Raw genomic sequence first — 18,387 nt, forward strand, 5'->3', positions numbered from 1 at the left:
CAAAATATTGGGTTGCATAGTATAAAAAAACAAACGGCCCCAAGCATTGGAGCCGTTTACTATAACCTAATGATTACTAGGCTTTTGTTACTACTTCAACAAGTGTCCAAGACTTAGTCTTAGAAAGAGGACGACACTGACTAATAGTCACTACGTCACCTTCATTACACTGATTGGTTTCGTCATGTGCATGGATCTTAGTTGTACGCTTAATGTACTTCCCATAAATAGGATGTTTCACTTGGCGTGCAATAGCAACAGTAATAGACTTGTCCATTTTGTTGCTAAGAACTCGACCTTGCAAAGTACGGATTTTATCAGACATTACGCACCTGCCTTAGAAGTAATAATGGTCTTAACACGTGCAATGTTACGACGCACTAATTTCAATTGATTCGTTTGAGTCAACTGACCAGTAGCGTGTTGCATACGCAGGTTAAACTGCTCACGCAGCAGACCAAGTAATTCAGCGTTAAGTTCTTCAACGCTCTTTTCTCTTAGTTCGCTCGCTTTCATTACATCACCGTCTTAGTTACGAAGGTAGTCTTAATAGGAAGCTTGGCAGAAGCTAAAGCAAACGCTTCACGCGCTAACTCTTCAGATACACCATTCATCTCATAAAGAACCTTACCAGGTTGAATCTGACATACCCAGTATTCAACGTTACCCTTACCTTTACCCATACGCACTTCAAGAGGCTTAGAGGTAATTGGCTTGTCAGGGAAAACTCGAATCCAAATTTGTCCTTGACGTTTAATGTGACGTGTCATGGCACGACGTGCAGATTCGATTTGACGAGCTGTTAAACGACCACGGCCGACAGCTTTCAAACCGAAAGTACCAAAGCTAACTTCAGTACCGTTCGCTAGACCGCGGTTACGGCCTTTGAACATCTTGCGAAACTTCATACGTTTAGGTTGCAGCATTAAAGTTTCTCCTATTTAGCACGAGGCTTGCGCTTAGACTGCTGCTTCGGCTCTTCTAACGCGACAACGTTACCGTCTAGAACTTCGCCTTTGAAGATCCAAACTTTAACGCCAATCACACCGTATTGGGTGTGACTTTCAGCTGTAGAATAGTCGATATCAGCACGTAGAGTATGCAAAGGTACACGACCTTCACGATACCACTCAGAACGTGCGATTTCAGCTCCGCCTAGACGGCCGCTCACTTCAACTTTGATACCTTGAGCACCAATGCGCATTGCGTTTTGAACTGCACGCTTCATAGCGCGACGGAACATAACACGACGTTCTAGTTGCTGCGCAATACTGTCAGCAACTAACTTTGCGTCTAACTCAGGCTTACGGATCTCAGCGATGTTGATTTGAGCAGTAGTGCCTGTAATTTTAGATACATGTGCACGTAATACTTCAACGTCTTCACCTTTCTTACCAATCACAACGCCTGGACGGGCAGTGTGAATAGTAACGCGGATGCTCTTCGCAGGACGCTCGATAACGATTTTAGATACTGATGCAGCCTTCAATTTCTCTGTAAGATATTGACGAACTTCCCAGTCGCTGTTCAGATTATTCGCATAATCTGACTTATCGGCGTACCAAGTAGAGATCCAAGGCTTCGTGATACCCAGACGGATACCATTAGGATGTACTTTCTGTCCCATTGCTCTCTTCTCCTAGCGATCTGATACAACCACAGTAATGTGGCTGGTACGCTTCATGATACGATCAGCGCGGCCTTTGGCACGAGGCATGATGCGCTTCATAGTTGGTGCTTCGTCAACAAAGACTTGGCCAACTTTAAGCTCATCGATATCTGCACCTTCGTTGTGTTCGGCGTTTGCGATAGCTGAGTCTAGTACTTTCTTAACCAGTACGGCGGCTTTCTTAGGGCTGAAGGTCAAAATCTCAAGCGCCTTAGATACAGGCAACCCGCGAATTTGATCAGCAACTAGACGGGCCTTCTGCGCAGACGTACGGGCGTAACGATGTTTAGCTAAAACTTCCATCTTATGTCTCCCGTATTAACGCTTCTTCGCTTTCTTATCTGCAGCATGGCCGCGATAAGTGCGAGTTGGTGAAAATTCACCAAGCTTATGACCGATCATTTCGTCAGTTACGAACACAGGTACGTGCTGACGACCATTATGGACAGCGATGGTCAACCCAATCATATTTGGGATGATCATTGAGCGGCGAGACCAAGTCTTAATTGGTTTTTTATCTCCCGCTTCCATCGCTTTCTCTACCTTCTTCAGCAAGTGCAGGTCAATGAAAGGACCTTTCTTGAGAGAACGTGGCATGGGCGAATCCTCTTACTATTTGTTACGACGACGTACAATGTACTTGTCGGTGAGCTTATTACTACGAGTTTTATAACCCTTAGTTGGCACACCCCATGGACTTACTGGATGACGACCACCAGAAGTACGGCCTTCACCACCACCGTGTGGATGGTCTACCGGGTTCATTGCAACACCACGCACTGTAGGGCGTACGCCTCTCCAGCGTTTAGCACCTGCTTTACCTAACTGGCGTAACATGTGCTCGGCATTTCCAACTTCACCGAATGTTGCACGACAATCAACAGGCACTTTGCGCATTTCGCCAGAGCGAAGACGTAAAGTTGCATATTGGTTATCACGAGCAACAACTTGAACATAAGCACCAGCTGAACGCGCGATTTGAGCACCTTTACCAGGTTTCATTTCTACTGCGTGCACAACACTACCCACTGGGATGTTGCGAAGCGGCATTGCGTTACCGGTTTTGATGTCTGCATCCACACCAGATTGGATTGCATCACCAGCTTTCATGCCTTTAGCGGCAAGAATGTAGCGACGCTCACCATCTGCGTACAATACTAACGCAATGTTAGCTGTACGGTTTGGATCATATTCCAGACGTTCAATTTTCGCAGGGATACCGTCTTTATTGCGTTTGAAATCAATAATACGATAATGCTGCTTGTGTCCACCACCAACGTGACGAACAGTGATGCGACCCGTATTGTTACGGCCACCACTTTTAGATTTCTTAGCCAACAGGCCTGCAAAAGGTTTCCCTTTATGCAAGTCGCTGTTCACCACTTTAACAACGTGGCGACGACCTGGAGAGGTTGGCTTACACTTAATAACTGCCATGATAATTCTCCTTTGCTTACTCAGCGCCACCGACGAAATCGATGTCAGCACCAGCAGCTAAAGTTACATAGGCTTTTTTCCAATCGCTACGACGACCTACACGGCCACCGGTACGTTTAGTTTTGCCTTTGTTTACCAAAGTGCGAACACTATCAACTTCAACTTCGAAAAGTTTCGCTACAGCAGCTTTAATCTCTGCTTTAGTCGCATCGATTGCTACGCGGAAAACTACAGTGTTGTTTTTCTCAGCTAATACAGTGCTCTTTTCAGATACATGTGGCGCTAAGATAACTTTTAGCAAACGTTCTTCGGTGATCATGCTAGCATCTCCTCGATTTGCTTCACTGCATCAGCAGTAACAAGAACAGTGTTGAACGCGATTAGACTAACTGGGTCTAGACCCGCTACGTCACGTACGTCAACCTTGTATAAGTTGCGTGCTGCTAAGAATAAATTCTCATCAACATCTGCAGTAACAATTAGAACGTCTTCTAGTTGCATTTCTTTTAACTTAGCTTTCAGCTCTTTAGTTTTAGGAGCTTCAACACTAAAAGATTCAACAACGACTAAACGCTCTTGACGTACCAATTCAGAAAGAATGCTTTTTAGAGCACCACGGTACATCTTTTTGTTAACTTTTTGGCTGTGATCTTGTGTTTTAGCAGCGAATGTTACGCCACCGCCACGCCAGATCGGGCCTTTAACACTACCGGCACGAGCTCGGCCTGTGCCTTTCTGACGCCAAGGCTTTTTGCCTGAGCCAGTTACTTCCGCACGAGTCTGTTGAGCACGAGTGCCCTGACGCGCGTTTGCAGCGTAAGCTACAACTACCTGATGGACCAATGCCTCGTTAAAGTCACGGCCGAAGGTAGTTTCGGAAACTTCAAGAGCGCTTTGCGCGTCTTTCAATACCAATTCCATTACTATCTCCTCAGACCTATGCTTTAACGGCTGGCTTGATAATCAAGTCACCATTGGTAGCGCCAGGAACAGCACCTTTTACCAATAACAAGTTACGCTCTGCATCTACACGTACAACGTCTAGATTTTGAGTAGTTACTTGCTCGGCACCCATGTGGCCAGACATTTTCTTACCTTTGAAAACGCGACCAGGTGTCTGGTTTTGACCAATAGAACCATTAGATCTATGAGCCAAAGAGTTACCATGTGTCATATCTTGAGCGTGGAAGTTCCAGCGTTTAATACCGCCTTGGAAGCCCTTACCTTTAGATTGACCAGTAACATCAACTTTCGCTGTATCTGCAAAGATATCAACGTTAAGTTCAGCACCAACTTCAATGCCTTCACCTTCACCATCTGCCAAACGCAATTCCCATAAACCTCGACCGGCTTCTACGCCGCTCTTAGCAAAATGGCCTGCTTCTGGCTTAGTGATGCGGTTGGCTTTTTTGGTACCAGTAGTTACTTGAAGAGCACGGTATCCGTCGTTTTCTAAAGTTTTCACTTGAGTTACGCGGTTACCAGCAATTTCAATTACTGTTACAGGGATTGAAGCACCATCTTCTGTGAAGATGCGAGTCATACCCACTTTACGACCAATAAGACCGATAGCCATCTTTCAAACCTCTTCTAAGGATCTCAATTAACCTAAGCTAATCTGAACGTCGACACCAGCGGCAAGATCTAAACGCATTAATGCGTCTACAGTCTTTTCAGTTGGCTCTACGATGTCAACTAAGCGCTTGTGAGTACGAATTTCGTACTGATCACGTGCGTCTTTGTTGACGTGCGGAGAAGTCAAAATGGTATAACGTTCTTTACGCGTAGGAAGTGGAATTGGACCACGAACCTGTGCGCCTGTACGCTTAGCAGTTTCAACGATTTCCGCTGTTGATTGATCGATCAAACGATGATCAAATCCTTTCAAGCGGATACGGATTCTTTGGTTCTGCATTGACCAGAGCTCCTAAAATGCACACATAAAAAATCACCCTCTAGCTTCTTCCCAATGGAAAAGCAGAGCGAGATGATTTAACCGTAGACTCCCAATCGGAGTCAATTATGAAAATGAATAATCCAAATGATTAAACATTATATTACGCTGTCTAGGACAGCGAAGGGCAATTATACAGATCTAATTTCATAGATCAACCCCTGCGAACAAAAACTCTTCAATTTAGTGGTTCTGTTCAAGGCGGTGGATTTTACATGGTTAGAATCAAAATGCAATAAAAACAAAAAAGGAAGCCGAAGCTTCCTTTTTTTATGTGTTAACTAAAGACGCTATTAAGCGATAACTTTAGCTACAACACCAGCACCAACAGTACGGCCACCTTCACGGATAGCGAAACGTAAACCGTCATCCATTGCGATTGGGTAGATTAGTGTAACAACCATTTTGATGTTATCACCAGGCATTACCATTTCTACGCCTTCTGGAAGCTCGATAGTACCAGTTACGTCAGTTGTACGGAAGTAGAACTGTGGACGGTAACCTTTGAAGAATGGAGTGTGACGTCCACCTTCTTCTTTCGAAAGTACGTATACTTCTGATTCGAAAGTTGTATGTGGAGTGATTGAACCAGGCTTAGCTAATACTTGACCACGTTCAACGTCATCACGCTTAGTACCACGTAAAAGTACACCACAGTTCTCGCCAGCACGACCTTCGTCAAGCAGCTTACGGAACATTTCAACACCAGTACAAGTCGTTTTAGTTGTGTCTTTAACACCAACGATTTCTACTTCGTCACCTACTGTGATGATACCACGCTCAACACGACCAGTAACAACAGTACCACGACCTGAAATTGAGAATACATCTTCAATTGGAAGTAGGAATGGCTTATCGATGTCACGCTCTGGCTCTGGGATATAAGTATCTAGAGCTTCAGCTAGTTCAACAACTTTAGCTTCCCAATCTGCTTCGCCTTCAAGTGCTTTAAGTGCAGAACCTTGAATAACTGGTAAGTCATCACCTGGGAAGTCATATTCAGAAAGAAGTTCACGAACTTCCATTTCTACTAATTCAAGTAGTTCTTCATCGTCAACCATGTCACATTTGTTCATGAATACGATGATGAAAGGTACGCCAACCTGACGTGAAAGCAAGATGTGCTCACGTGTTTGTGGCATTGGACCATCTGTAGCAGCAACTACTAAGATAGCGCCGTCCATTTGTGCAGCACCAGTAATCATGTTTTTAACATAATCGGCGTGACCAGGACAATCTACGTGTGCGTAGTGACGAGATGGTGTGTCATATTCGATGTGAGAAGTATTAATTGTAATACCGCGCTCACGCTCTTCTGGAGCGTTATCGATTTGTGCGAAATCTTTAACTTCACCACCATATACTTTTGACAATACAGCTGAGATAGCTGCTGTAAGAGTAGTTTTACCATGGTCGACGTGACCAATTGTACCCACGTTTACGTGTGGTTTACTACGTTCAAATTTTTCTTTAGCCACGATATATTCCTTTCTTTTCAGAAGTGCTCGACAACGAGCTATATAACAGTTAATTAAGTACTTAAAAATTTAAGTACGTGATTCAATAATTGCCTTTGCAATATTTGATGGTGCATCGTCGTACTTTAAGAACTCCATAGAGTATGAAGCACGACCCTGAGTTGCACTTCGCAAGTCAGTAGCATAACCAAACATTTCAGAAAGCGGTACAACAGCGTGGATAATTTTAACACCACCCAGACCATCATCCATACCTTCAATAATACCGCGACGTCGGTTCAAATCACCCACTACATCGCCCATGTTATTTTCAGGTGTGGTTATTTCCACTTTCATTGTGGGTTCTAGTAACACAGGGGTTGCTTCAAGCGCACCCTTTTTGAAGCCCATTGAACCAGCAATTTTGAAAGCCATCTCATTTGAGTCGACATCATGATATGAGCCGTCAAATAAAGTCACTTTCACATCAAGCATTGGATAACCAGCTAATACGCCGTTATTCATTTGCTCTTGAATACCTTTGTCAACGGATGGGATGAATTCACGAGGAACTGCACCACCAACGATTTCGTTAACAAATTCGTAGCCTTGACCTTCTTCAGAAGGTTCAACTTTCAACCACACATGGCCAAACTGACCACGTCCGCCTGATTGACGTACGAACTTACCTTCCACTTCAACTGCTGAGCGAATTGTTTCACGATAAGCAACCTGAGGTTTACCTACGTTACAATCTACATTAAATTCGCGACGCATTCTGTCTACGATAATGTCTAAATGTAATTCACCCATGCCAGAAATCAATGTTTGAGCTGATTCTGCATCAGTTTCCACTCTAAAAGACGGGTCTTCAGCTGCTAATTTTTGCAGCGCAATCGCCATTTTATCTTGGTCTGCTTGCGAACGTGGCTCAACGGCAATAGTAATTACAGGTTCTGGAAACTCCATGCGTTCTAAAATCACTTTGTGATCATTTGCGCAAAGAGTATCTCCTGTTGTCACATCTTTTAAGCCAATTGCCGCGGCAATATCACCAGCACGAACTTCTTTCAGCTCGGTTCGGTCATTTGCATGCATTTGTACGATTCGGCCGACGCGTTCACGTTTCTCTTTGACAGAGTTGTAAACCGCTGCACCCGACTCTAATACGCCTGAATATACACGGATAAAGGTTAAAGTTCCAACAAATGGATCAGTCGCAATTTTAAACGCTAATGCCGCAAAAGGGGCATTATCGTCTGATGGACGTTCGACTTCATTATCGTTCTCGTCAATCCCTTTAATTGCAGGGACTTCAGTAGGAGCCGGTAAGTAATCGACCACACCATCTAAAACAGCTTGAACACCTTTGTTCTTAAATGCAGAACCACAAGTTGCTAATACTATTTCATTGTTAATTGTGCGCTGACGTAATGCTTGCTTGATCTCTAATTCTGATAGCTCACCTTCTTCAAGGTATTTTTCCATCAATTCATCAGAGGCCTCTGCAGCACTTTCCACGAGATACTCATGCATTTCTTCTGCCTTAGCGAGAAGATCTGCAGGAATTTCTTCATAAGAGAAAGTCGTTCCTTGGTCTTTTTCAGACCAATTAATTGCTTTCATCTTAATTAAATCAATAACCCCTTTAAAGTTCTCCTCAGCGCCAATATTCAATTGAATAGGGACACAAGTCGCACCTAGGCGGTTACGGATTTGGTCGATGACACTATCAAAGTCAGCACCTGCACGATCCATTTTATTAACGAATACCATGCGCGGTACCTGATACTTATCAGCTTGACGCCAAACAGTTTCAGATTGTGGCTCGACACCTGATGATCCGCAGAAGACAACAACTGCACCATCAAGTACTCGAAGCGAACGTTCTACTTCAATAGTAAAGTCAACATGACCAGGGGTATCGATGATATTAATACGATGTTCGGTGAATTGAGCATCCATACCACGCCAGAATGTGGTTACAGCAGCAGATGTGATAGTAATACCACGCTCTTGCTCTTGAACCATCCAGTCAGTGGTAGCGGCGCCGTCATGCACCTCACCGATTTTATGAGACAAACCGGTATAGAACAGAACACGTTCTGTTGTGGTAGTTTTACCTGCATCCACATGAGCAACGATACCGATATTACGATAACGCTCAATTGGGGTTGTACGAGCCACTATTTATACCCTCTCAACTAAAGCTAAAGTGCTTTAGAAAATATCAACAATATGGAGTGGGCTAACGCCCACTCCATCAAATTACCAACGGTAATGAGCAAAGGCTTTGTTAGCTTCAGCCATGCGATGCACGTCTTCACGCTTCTTAACAGCAGTACCTTTGTTTTCAGATGCGTCTAGCATTTCACCAGCTAGACGTAGAGCCATAGATTTTTCACCACGCTTGCGAGCAGCTTCAACTAACCAGCGCATCGCTAGTGCGTTACGACGCACTGGACGAACTTCACATGGTACTTGATAAGTTGAACCACCAACGCGACGAGATTTAACTTCGACTGATGGACGAACATTATCAAGAGCAGCTTCAAGGATGCTTAAATGCTCTTCGCTTTTCTTTTCAGCGACAACATCTAATGCTTGGTAGATAATTTTTTCAGCAGTTGACTTTTTACCGTCAACCATAATGACGTTGATGAACTTAGCCAACAACTCACTTTTGAACTTTGGATCTGGTAGGATTTTACGTTGTCCTACAACGCGACGTCTTGGCATAACAATTCTCCGTATGCTTCAGGTACTTCCAAAACTGGAATTTTTTTAACTAGCTTGGCCTTACTTAAACGGACAAGTTACGACTTAGGACGCTTAGCACCGTACTTAGAACGGCCGTTGCGACGAGCACTTACGCCAGCACAATCTAATGCACCGCGAATAGTGTGGTAACGCACACCAGGTAGATCTTTAACACGACCACCACGGATTAGAATTACACTATGTTCCTGCAAGTTGTGACCTTCACCACCGATGTACGAAGTAACTTCGAAACCGTTAGTTAAGCGAACACGTGCTACTTTACGTAGTGCAGAGTTAGGTTTTTTAGGAGTAGTTGTGTACACACGAGTACAAACTCCACGTTTTTGTGGACACGCATTCAACGCTGGCACGTTAGTCTTTTCGACTTTTGGCGAGCGAGGCTTACGTACCAACTGGTTTACAGTTGCCATGAATAGCTCCGTTCAGTTGAAATATCTCAACAATTTTGTGTGAAAAATCTATATCCCACTATGATGGGACGCGAAAGTTTAGAAAGGTAATGGCCAACTGTCAAGAAATAGACAACTTTTCATGCAATTTCCAATAAAAAAGGCGCCAAAGGCGCCTTTTTTAACATACCATTTACTTTAATCAGCACTTCCGGCTAAGTTAAGTAAGTCAGCTAAGTTCTTCTCTGCTTCACTTGCAGTGATCACTGGCGCTTCTGCATTGTCCGATTTGACATTCGCACGAGCTTCATTACGAGCTGTGTGATATGCATAACCGGTACCAGCTGGGATTAGACGACCAACAATTACGTTTTCTTTCAGACCACGTAATGGATCGCTCTTACCGCCAACAGCAGCTTCGGTTAGTACGCGAGTTGTTTCCTGGAACGATGCAGCTGAGATGAATGATTCAGTAGCCAAAGATGCTTTGGTAATACCTAATAATTCACGCTCAAACTTCGCAGGTGTTTTGCCTTGTGCTTCAAGTTCGCGGTTAGCGATCTTAACGCGGGCAACTTCAGCTTGTTCACCGACTAAGAATTCGGTATCACCAGCGTCAGTAATTAAGCACTTACGTAGCATTTGGCGAATAATCACCTCAATGTGCTTATCATTGATTTTAACGCCCTGTAGGCGGTAAACGTCTTGAACTTCATCAACAATATAGTTAGCAACATGATGGATGCCACGTAAACGTAGGATGTCATGCGCAGCTTCTGGGCCATCAGCAATAACTTCACCACGTTCAACTTTTTCACCTTCGAACACGTTCAGGTTACGCCATTTAGGGATCATTTCTTCATAATGATCACTACCATCAGCAGGGCTGATGACTAGACGTACTTTACCTTTGGTTTCTTTACCGAATGAGATAGTACCCGAGATTTCAGCAAGGATAGCAGGCTCTTTTGGTTTACGAGCTTCGAACAAGTCAGCAACACGTGGTAGACCACCGGTAATATCGCGAGTTTTAGACGATTCCTGAGGAATACGTGCTAAAGCATCACCAACGTTAATTTGTGCATTATCGTCTTTCGCTACAATCGCGTTACCAGGTAAGAAATACTGCGCAGGTACATCGGTACCCGGGATCATAAGATCGTTGCCATCAGCGTCGATTAGACGGATAGCAGGACGCATTTCTTTACCAGCTGTGCTACGAGCACTTGGGTCAAGTACCACAATCGAAGACAGACCAGTTAGGTCATCTGTTTGACGCGTCATAGTAACGCCTTCAATCATGTCTACGAATTTAACTGAACCGGCTACTTCAGAAATAATTGGGTGAGTATGTGGATCCCAGTTCGCAATAATTGCGCCTGCTGCCACTTCACTGTCTTCCAACACTTCTAAAACAGTACCGTAAGGTACTCTGTAACGCTCTTTTTCACGACCAAGTTCGTCAATGATTGCAAGTTCAGATGAACGAGAAACAATAACTAACTTGTTGTCGATGCTCTTAACGTATTTCGCATTATGAAGCTTCAGTGTACCTGAGTTCTTAATTTGAACATTGTTTTCAGCAGAGTCACGAGATGCTGCACCACCAATGTGGAAGGTACGCATCGTAAGCTGTGTACCTGGCTCACCGATTGATTGAGCAGCAACAACACCGATAGCTTCACCGTGGTTAATGATATGACCACGAGCTAAGTCACGACCGTAACATGCGGCACAAACACCAAAGTCTGTTTCACATGAAATTACAGAACGTACGATAACTTCATCAACGCTGTGCTCTTCAAGAAGATCACACCATGCTTCGTCAAGTAGCGTATTGCGTGGAGCAAGTACTTTTTCAGTACCAGGCTCAAGTACGTCAATAGCAACAACACGACCAAGAACACGTTCACGAAGAGGCTCTTTAACATCACCACCTTCAATCAACGGCTTCATGGTTAAGCCAGCTTCAGTGCCACAATCATCTTCAATAACAACTAGATCTTGTGCAACGTCAACAAGACGACGAGTTAGGTAACCCGAGTTAGCTGTTTTCAATGCGGTATCGGCAAGACCTTTACGCGCACCGTGAGTAGAGATGAAGTACTGAAGTACGTTTAGACCTTCACGGAAGTTCGCAGTAATTGGGGTTTCGATGATTGAGCCATCTGGCTTAGCCATCAGACCACGCATACCCGCTAACTGACGGATCTGAGCAGCACTACCACGAGCGCCCGAGTCAGCCATCATATAGATGCTGTTAAACGAATCTTGCTCTTCTTCTTCGCCATCACGATTGATAACAACTTCTTTCTTCAAATTGTCCATCATCGCTTTAGAGATTTTATCGTTGGTACTTGCCCAAATATCGATAACTTTGTTGTAACGCTCACCAGCGGTAACCAGACCTGATTGGAACTGCTCTTGAATTTCAAGCACTTCACGTTCAGCTTCTTCAACTAAAGTGTACTTCTCATCTGGGATAACCATATCGTTGATACCAACAGAGGCACCAGAGATAGTTGCATAACGGAAACCGGTATACATTAATTGGTCAGCAAAGATAACAGTATCTTTTAGGCCTAGCGCACGGTAACAAGTGTTCAATAGTTTCGAGATTTGCTTTTTACCCATGTTCTGGTTAACCAGTTCATACGGTAAGCCTTTAGGCAAGATCTGCGATAACAATGCACGGCCCACTGTAGTATCTACAATACGACGGCTTTGAGTCTTTTCACCATTGTCGTCAGTTGAAGTCTCTGTAATACGTACTTTAACGCGTGCATGCAATTCTGCAGCACCTGTTGCGTACGCTTTTTCAACTTCATCAACAGACATAAATGTCATACCTTCACCACGGCCGTTAACACATTCACGGCTGGTATAGTAAAGACCAAGTACCACGTCTTGAGAAGGCGTGATTACTGGCTCACCATTTGCTGGAGAAAGGATGTTGTTTGTCGACATCATTAACGAGCGAGCTTCTAATTGAGCTTCAAGCGTTAACGGTACGTGCACAGCCATTTGGTCACCATCGAAGTCGGCGTTATATGCCGCACATACTAATGGGTGCAATTGAATAGCTTTACCTTCAATTAGTACCGGCTCAAATGCCTGGATACCAAGTCTATGAAGTGTTGGTGCACGGTTAAGCATAACTGGATGTTCACGAATTACTTCGTCTAAAACATCCCATACTTCTGGCTGTTCGCGTTCAACCATTTTCTTAGCAGCTTTAATCGTAGTAGCTAAACCACGACCTTCTAGCTTGCCATAAATGAATGGTTTGAATAGCTCAAGTGCCATCTTCTTAGGAAGACCACACTGGTGCAGACGTAAAGTAGGACCTACGGTAATTACCGAACGGCCTGAGTAGTCAACACGCTTACCAAGTAAGTTCTGACGGAAACGACCTTGCTTACCTTTGATCATATCGGCCAAAGATTTTAGCGGACGCTTGTTAGAACCTGTAATAGCACGACCACGACGACCATTATCTAATAGCGCATCAACAGACTCTTGTAACATACGCTTTTCGTTACGTACGATAATGTCTGGCGCAGCTAAGTCTAATAGACGTTTTAGACGGTTGTTACGGTTGATTACACGACGGTAAAGGTCGTTCAAATCAGACGTAGCAAAACGTCCGCCATCTAGTGGTACTAGAGGACGTAAATCAGGTGGTAGAACCGGTAGAACTTTTAAGATCATCCACTCAGGCTTGTTACCTGAAGTGAAGAATGCTTCCATCAGTTTAAGGCGTTTAGTGACCTTTTTACGACGGGTTTCAGAGTTGATTGAAGGCAACTCTTCACGCATTTGTTCGATCTGTTCTTCTAAATCAATTGCACGTAGCAAGTCTAAGACTGCTTCAGCACCCATTTTAGCTTCGAACTCGTCACCGTATTCTTCAAGTGCATCAAGATACGTTTCTTCAGTAAGCATTTGGCCACGTTCAAGACTGGTCATGCCAGGCTCGATCACAACAAATGATTCGAAGTAAAGTACACGTTCGATGTCACGAAGTGTCATATCAAGCATTAAGCCGATACGAGACGGAAGTGATTTCAAGAACCAAATGTGGGCAACTGGGCTTGCAAGATCAATATGACCCATGCGCTCACGACGCACTTTAGTCTGTGTAACTTCAACGCCACACTTCTCACAAATAACACCACGGTGCTTCAAACGCTTGTATTTACCACACAAACATTCGTAATCTTTCACAGGACCGAAAATACGCGCACAGAATAAACCTTCACGTTCAGGTTTAAAGGTACGGTAGTTAATGGTTTCTGGTTTTTTAACTTCACCAAAAGACCAAGAACGGATTAGATCTGGCGAAGCCAAACCAATTTTGATTCCGTTAAATTCTTCAGTCTTGCTTTGCTGTTTAAGAAACTTTAATAAGTCTTTCACGTTTCTCTCCTGAAGGAGTTAAACCAGATGCCTTGCTATTGCAAAGCATCCTTGGTTACCAAACATTGCTTAAGAGCGATGCTTACTCTTGATCCAACTCGATATTAATACCAAGTGAACGAATTTCCTTCAACAATACGTTGAAAGACTCAGGCATGCCTGGGTGCATCTGATGGTTACCGTCGACGATGTTTTTATACATCTGAGTACGACCGTTAACGTCATCTGATTTAACCGTTAGCATTTCCTGAAGAGTATATGCAGCACCGTATGCTTCTAGTGCCCATACTTCCATCTCACCGAAACGCTGACCACCGAATTGAGCTTTACCGCCCAATGGTTGTTGTGTAACTAAGCTGTACGAACCGGTTGAACGGGCGTGCATCTTGTCATCAACTAAATGGTTCAATTTAAGCATGTACATGTAACCAACAGTTACTTTACGCTCAAATTCGTTACCGGTACGGCCGTCACATAATGTTAACTGGCCAGATGAAGGTAAGCCTGCAAGTTCAAGCATTTGCTTGATCTCTTTCTCTTTAGCACCATCGAAAGCTGGCGTAGCAATTGGTATGCCGCCTCTCAGGTTCTTAGCTAAGCGCACTACTTCATGGTCGCTAAATGTACTGATGTCGACTTTCTGAAGAACGTCATCACCTAAGTCATAAACCTGCTGAATGTAGCTACGTAGCTCTGCCAGTTCGCGTTGCTCTTCAAGCATAGCAGTAATACGATTACCGATACCTTTAGCTGCAGCACCTAAGTGGACTTCTAGTACCTGACCAATGTTCATACGCGATGGTACGCCCAATGGGTTAAGTACGATATCAACTGGATCACCAGTTTCATCGTAAGGCATGTCTTCGATAGGACAAATCTTAGAGATTACACCCTTGTTACCGTGACGACCCGCCATCTTATCACCAGGTTGGATAGTACGTTTAACTGCTAGGTAAACCTTAACAATTTTCAGTACACCAGGTGCTAAGTCATCACCTTGGGTGATCTTACGACGCTTAACTTCAAACTTCTTATCGAAGTCTGCTTTTAGCTCTTCATGTTGCTCAGCTAATTGCTCAAGTTCAGTTTGTTTAGCTTCGTCATCGATAACTTGAATTAATACATCTTTACGCGGTAGCTCTGCTAATTTAGCTTCTGAGAAACCGGTAGATAGTAATAAGTTACGCGCACGGCTCAACACACCTTCTTCAAGGATCTGGAACTCTTCGCCTAAATCTTTGCGAGCTTGGCTAACATGCATCTCTTCAATTTCAAGCGCACGTTTATCTTTCTCGATACCGTCACGAGTGAATACTTGAACGTCGATGATGGTGCCTTTAACAGAGTTAGGTACACGTAAAGAGCTGTCCTTAACATCTGAAGCTTTCTCACCGAAAATTGCACGCAATAGCTTCTCTTCTGGCGTCAGCTGAGTTTCACCTTTAGGTGTCACTTTACCAACTAGAATGTCGCCGCCTTTCACTTCAGCACCAATGTAAACGATACCTGATTCATCTAGTTTAGATAAAGCAGACTCACCTACGTTTGGAATATCAGCTGTGATTTCTTCGCTACCTAGTTTCGTATCACGAGCAATACATGAAAGCTCTTGGATATGAATAGTAGTAAAACGATCTTCTTGCGCTACGCGCTCAGAAATTAAGATAGAATCTTCGAAGTTATAACCATTCCACGGCATGAACGCGATACGCATGTTTTGACCAAGAGCCAAATCACCTAAATCGGTTGATGGACCGTCAGCTAATACATCACCACGTACAATTGGATCACCAACAGAACAACAAGGACGTTGGTTAATACAGGTGTTTTGGTTTGAACGGGTATACTTAGTTAAGTTGTAGATATCAATACCAGCTTCACCCGGTGTTAACTCTGCTTCATTAACTTTGATAACGATACGGCTAGCATCAACGTAATCAACAACACCGCCACGTTTCGCAGCAACAACAACACCAGAATCGACCGCTAAAGTGCGCTCAATACCTGTACCGACTAACGGCTTATCAGCACGTAAAGTAGGAACCGCTTGACGTTGCATGTTCGCACCCATCAATGCACGGTTAGCATCATCGTGTTCTAGGAACGGAATTAGTGATGCCGCAACAGAAATAATCTGTTGTGGTGATACATCCATATATTGAATGTCAGCAGCACGCATAAAGGTAGATTCACCTTTATGACGACAAGCAACTTGCTCTTCAATGATTCGGCTAGAACCATCTACTTCAATGTTTGCCTGTGCAATAACATAACGACCTTCTTCAATTGCTGACAAGTATTCAACTTCATCAGTAATTACACTATCAACAACCTTACGATAAGGAGTTTCTAGGAAGCCGTATGAGTTAGTACGTGCGAAACTTGCTAAAGAGTTAATTAGACCAATGTTTGGTCCCTCTGGCGTTTCAATCGGACATAGACGACCATAGTGAGTCGGATGTACGTCACGTACTTCGAAGCCTGCACGTTCACGAGTCAAACCACCTGGGCCTAAAGCAGAAATACGACGCTTATGCGTTACTTCTGAAAGCGGGTTGTTTTGATCCATGAATTGAGACAGCTGTGAAGAACCAAAGAATTCTTTCACTGCTGCCGAAATAGGCTTCGCATTGATAAGATCTTGTGGCATCAACTCGTTCAAGTCGCCTAATGATAGACGTTCACGAACAGCACGCTCAACACGAACTAGACCAACACGGAATTGGTTTTCAGCCATTTCGCCAACGCTACGAATACGACGGTTACCAAGATGGTCGATATCATCGACTTCATCGTCACCATTACGGATTTCGATGATTTTCTTCATAACGTGTACGATGTCTTCTTTAGACAATACGCCAGCGCCTTCGTCTTCAGCAATCTCAAGACGACGGTTGAACTTCATACGACCTACTTTAGATAAGTCATAACGTTCTTCACTGAAGAACAAGTTCTGGAATAAGCTTTCAGCAGCATCTTTGGTTGGTGGCTCACCTGGACGCATCATGCGGTAGATTTCAACTAATGCTTCTAAGCGGTTAGTTGTAGAATCGATACGTAATGTGTCAGAAATATAAGCACCATGATCAAGATCGTTGATAAACAAAGTATCAACTTCTTTAATGCCTGCTAAAGAAAGTTTAGCAAGGTCTTCAAGGGTGATTTCAGCATTTGCGCTAACAAGTACTTCACCAGTATCTTGATCGATATAATCTTGAGCAGCAAACTTACCAACAATGTAATCTACAGGTACTTCAAGTTCTGTAGTGGCAGTTTTTTCAAGTTGTTTAATGTGACGAGCAGTAATACGACGACCAGTTTCAACAAGAACATTGCCTTCTGAATCTTTAATATCGTAACTTGCAGTTTCACCACGTAAACGGTCTGGTACAAGTGCCATAACAAGAGAATCTTTCTTAATTTTGAACTGAGTACGTTCAAAGAATAAGTCTAAGATTTCTTGAGTAGAAAACTCAAGTGCACGTAGCATGATAGTCGCAGGTAATTTACGACGACGGTCAATACGTACAAATAAGGCATCTTTTGGATCAAATTCAAAGTCAAGCCATGAACCACGGTAAGGAATAATACGTGCGTTATATAACACTTTACCTGAAGAGTGGGTTTTACCACGGTCATGATCAAAGAATACACCTGGTGAGCGGTGTAACTGAGACACGATAACACGCTCAGTACCATTGATAACAAAAGTACCGTTATCAGTCATTAATGGGATATCACCCATGTAGACTTCTTGTTCTTTAATGTCTTTAACTGTGCCTGGTGCAGCTTCACGGTCATATAACACCATACGCAATTTAACGCGTAATGGAGCTGAATATGTAACACCGCGGATCTGACACTCTTTCACATCAAAAACTGGCTCGCCTAACTTATAACTGACGTATTGCAGTTCAGAGTTGCCAGAAAAGCTCTTGATGGGAAAAACGCTACGGAATGCGGCTTCGAAGCCACGTTCACCCGTAGGATCTTGATCGGTGAACTTCTTAAAAGAGTCTAATTGAATAGACAATAGGTACGGAATATCCAAAACTTTTGGGCGTTTGCCAAAGTCTTTACGAATACGCTTCTTTTCAGAATAGGAGTAAACCATGGGTTTCCTCTACTTACGAGATGTGACCAAGACTGAAATAATACAAAAGATTAAATCAGCACGTTTGCCCATCACCGTTAATGGCAAGAACCTAACCAGTAATCTCTGCTAGGAACTGCTAAAACTGGCGACAAACGGTGAATAAAAAATCGCCTGCGCATATAGCG

General features: G+C 43.6%; 17 protein-coding genes. All 17 read right to left on the bottom strand.

Going from position 1 to position 18,387, the window contains the following annotated elements:
- Positions 1 to 76: 76 nt before the first annotated feature.
- Positions 77 to 325 (bottom strand): 30S ribosomal protein S17, encoded by a 249-nt coding sequence (rpsQ, locus tag BCU57_RS17670; protein ID WP_055026501.1) that lies wholly within the window; start codon positions 323 to 325, stop codon positions 77 to 79.
- Positions 325 to 516 carry a 50S ribosomal protein L29 gene (rpmC, locus tag BCU57_RS17675; protein WP_006083592.1) on the bottom strand — a complete coding sequence of 64 codons (192 nt, stop codon included), beginning with the start codon at positions 514 to 516 and terminating at the stop codon, positions 325 to 327. The genes rpsQ and rpmC overlap by 1 nt, the downstream gene beginning before the upstream one ends.
- A complete protein-coding gene (gene rplP / locus BCU57_RS17680) occupies positions 516 to 926 on the bottom strand; it encodes a 50S ribosomal protein L16 (RefSeq protein WP_055026502.1) in 411 nt (136 codons plus the stop codon). Before rplP ends, rpmC begins: the two co-directional genes overlap by 1 nt.
- Before the next feature lie 11 nt (positions 927 to 937).
- Positions 938 to 1,627: a 30S ribosomal protein S3 gene (gene rpsC / locus BCU57_RS17685; protein WP_102440088.1), complete on the bottom strand. Its 690-nt coding sequence runs from the start codon at positions 1,625 to 1,627 to the stop codon at positions 938 to 940.
- 12 nt (positions 1,628 to 1,639) lie between these two features.
- Entirely contained in the window at positions 1,640 to 1,972 is a 333-nt protein-coding gene (rplV, locus tag BCU57_RS17690; protein WP_102440087.1) for a 50S ribosomal protein L22, read from the bottom strand.
- A gap of 15 nt (positions 1,973 to 1,987) precedes the next feature.
- Entirely contained in the window at positions 1,988 to 2,266 is a 279-nt protein-coding gene (gene rpsS / locus BCU57_RS17695; RefSeq protein ID WP_006083596.1) for a 30S ribosomal protein S19, read from the bottom strand.
- A 15-nt stretch (positions 2,267 to 2,281) separates the two neighbouring features.
- Entirely contained in the window at positions 2,282 to 3,106 is an 825-nt protein-coding gene (gene rplB, locus BCU57_RS17700; RefSeq protein ID WP_102440086.1) for a 50S ribosomal protein L2, read from the bottom strand.
- 16 nt (positions 3,107 to 3,122) lie between these two features.
- Positions 3,123 to 3,425, bottom strand: a complete 303-nt coding sequence (rplW, locus tag BCU57_RS17705; protein ID WP_076543230.1) for a 50S ribosomal protein L23 — start codon at positions 3,423 to 3,425, stop codon at positions 3,123 to 3,125.
- The gene (gene rplD / locus BCU57_RS17710) at positions 3,422 to 4,027 is read right to left on the bottom strand and encodes a 50S ribosomal protein L4 (protein ID WP_076543231.1); all 606 of its coding nucleotides are present in this window, start codon (positions 4,025 to 4,027) and stop codon (positions 3,422 to 3,424) included. Before rplD ends, rplW begins: the two co-directional genes overlap by 4 nt.
- A gap of 16 nt (positions 4,028 to 4,043) precedes the next feature.
- Positions 4,044 to 4,682, bottom strand: coding sequence for a 50S ribosomal protein L3 (gene rplC / locus BCU57_RS17715; RefSeq protein ID WP_076543232.1), 639 nt, complete (start codon positions 4,680 to 4,682; stop codon positions 4,044 to 4,046).
- A gap of 27 nt (positions 4,683 to 4,709) precedes the next feature.
- Complete coding sequence (rpsJ, locus tag BCU57_RS17720; RefSeq protein ID WP_055026509.1) at positions 4,710 to 5,021, bottom strand: 30S ribosomal protein S10; 312 nt, start codon at positions 5,019 to 5,021, stop codon at positions 4,710 to 4,712.
- Between the two features lie 332 nt (positions 5,022 to 5,353).
- Positions 5,354 to 6,538 carry an elongation factor Tu gene (gene tuf, locus BCU57_RS17725; RefSeq protein ID WP_102476545.1) on the bottom strand — a complete coding sequence of 395 codons (1,185 nt, stop codon included), beginning with the start codon at positions 6,536 to 6,538 and terminating at the stop codon, positions 5,354 to 5,356.
- Positions 6,539 to 6,607: 69 nt separating this feature from the next.
- Positions 6,608 to 8,704, bottom strand: coding sequence for an elongation factor G (fusA, locus tag BCU57_RS17730; protein ID WP_102439677.1), 2,097 nt, complete (start codon positions 8,702 to 8,704; stop codon positions 6,608 to 6,610).
- Between the two features lie 81 nt (positions 8,705 to 8,785).
- Positions 8,786 to 9,256: a 30S ribosomal protein S7 gene (gene rpsG, locus BCU57_RS17735; RefSeq protein WP_076543258.1), complete on the bottom strand. Its 471-nt coding sequence runs from the start codon at positions 9,254 to 9,256 to the stop codon at positions 8,786 to 8,788.
- 77 nt (positions 9,257 to 9,333) lie between these two features.
- Complete coding sequence (gene rpsL, locus BCU57_RS17740) at positions 9,334 to 9,708, bottom strand: 30S ribosomal protein S12 (protein ID WP_076543259.1); 375 nt, start codon at positions 9,706 to 9,708, stop codon at positions 9,334 to 9,336.
- Positions 9,709 to 9,885: 177 nt separating this feature from the next.
- Positions 9,886 to 14,106, bottom strand: a complete 4,221-nt coding sequence (rpoC, locus tag BCU57_RS17745) for a DNA-directed RNA polymerase subunit beta' (RefSeq protein ID WP_102439678.1) — start codon at positions 14,104 to 14,106, stop codon at positions 9,886 to 9,888.
- A gap of 82 nt (positions 14,107 to 14,188) precedes the next feature.
- A complete protein-coding gene (rpoB, locus tag BCU57_RS17750; RefSeq protein WP_102439679.1) occupies positions 14,189 to 18,220 on the bottom strand; it encodes a DNA-directed RNA polymerase subunit beta in 4,032 nt (1,343 codons plus the stop codon).
- Positions 18,221 to 18,387: the final 167 nt, after the last annotated feature.

The organism is Shewanella sp. 10N.286.48.B5 (assembly GCF_002874355.2).
Taxonomy (GTDB): Bacteria; Pseudomonadota; Gammaproteobacteria; order Enterobacterales; family Shewanellaceae; genus Shewanella.

Bases quoted from the DNA above. Each gene is read 5' to 3' on its own strand.
- rplW (WP_076543230.1), bottom strand. From the start codon at position 3,425: ATGATCACCGAAGAACGTTTGCTAAAAGTTATCTTAGCGCCACATGTA.
- rplC (WP_076543232.1), bottom strand. From the start codon at position 4,682: ATGGCTATCGGTCTTATTGGTCGTAAAGTGGGTATGACTCGCATCTTC.
- rpsG (WP_076543258.1), bottom strand. From the start codon at position 9,256: ATGCCAAGACGTCGCGTTGTAGGACAACGTAAAATCCTACCAGATCCA.
- rplD (WP_076543231.1), bottom strand. From the start codon at position 4,027: ATGGAATTGGTATTGAAAGACGCGCAAAGCGCTCTTGAAGTTTCCGAA.
- rplP (WP_055026502.1), bottom strand. From the start codon at position 926: ATGCTGCAACCTAAACGTATGAAGTTTCGCAAGATGTTCAAAGGCCGT.
- rpsC (WP_102440088.1), bottom strand. From the start codon at position 1,627: ATGGGACAGAAAGTACATCCTAATGGTATCCGTCTGGGTATCACGAAG.
- rpmC (WP_006083592.1), bottom strand. From the start codon at position 516: ATGAAAGCGAGCGAACTAAGAGAAAAGAGCGTTGAAGAACTTAACGCT.
- rplB (WP_102440086.1), bottom strand. From the start codon at position 3,106: ATGGCAGTTATTAAGTGTAAGCCAACCTCTCCAGGTCGTCGCCACGTT.
- rpsS (WP_006083596.1), bottom strand. From the start codon at position 2,266: ATGCCACGTTCTCTCAAGAAAGGTCCTTTCATTGACCTGCACTTGCTG.
- rpsQ (WP_055026501.1), bottom strand. From the start codon at position 325: ATGTCTGATAAAATCCGTACTTTGCAAGGTCGAGTTCTTAGCAACAAA.
- rplV (WP_102440087.1), bottom strand. From the start codon at position 1,972: ATGGAAGTTTTAGCTAAACATCGTTACGCCCGTACGTCTGCGCAGAAG.
- rpoB (WP_102439679.1), bottom strand. From the start codon at position 18,220: ATGGTTTACTCCTATTCTGAAAAGAAGCGTATTCGTAAAGACTTTGGC.
- rpsL (WP_076543259.1), bottom strand. From the start codon at position 9,708: ATGGCAACTGTAAACCAGTTGGTACGTAAGCCTCGCTCGCCAAAAGTC.
- rpsJ (WP_055026509.1), bottom strand. From the start codon at position 5,021: ATGCAGAACCAAAGAATCCGTATCCGCTTGAAAGGATTTGATCATCGT.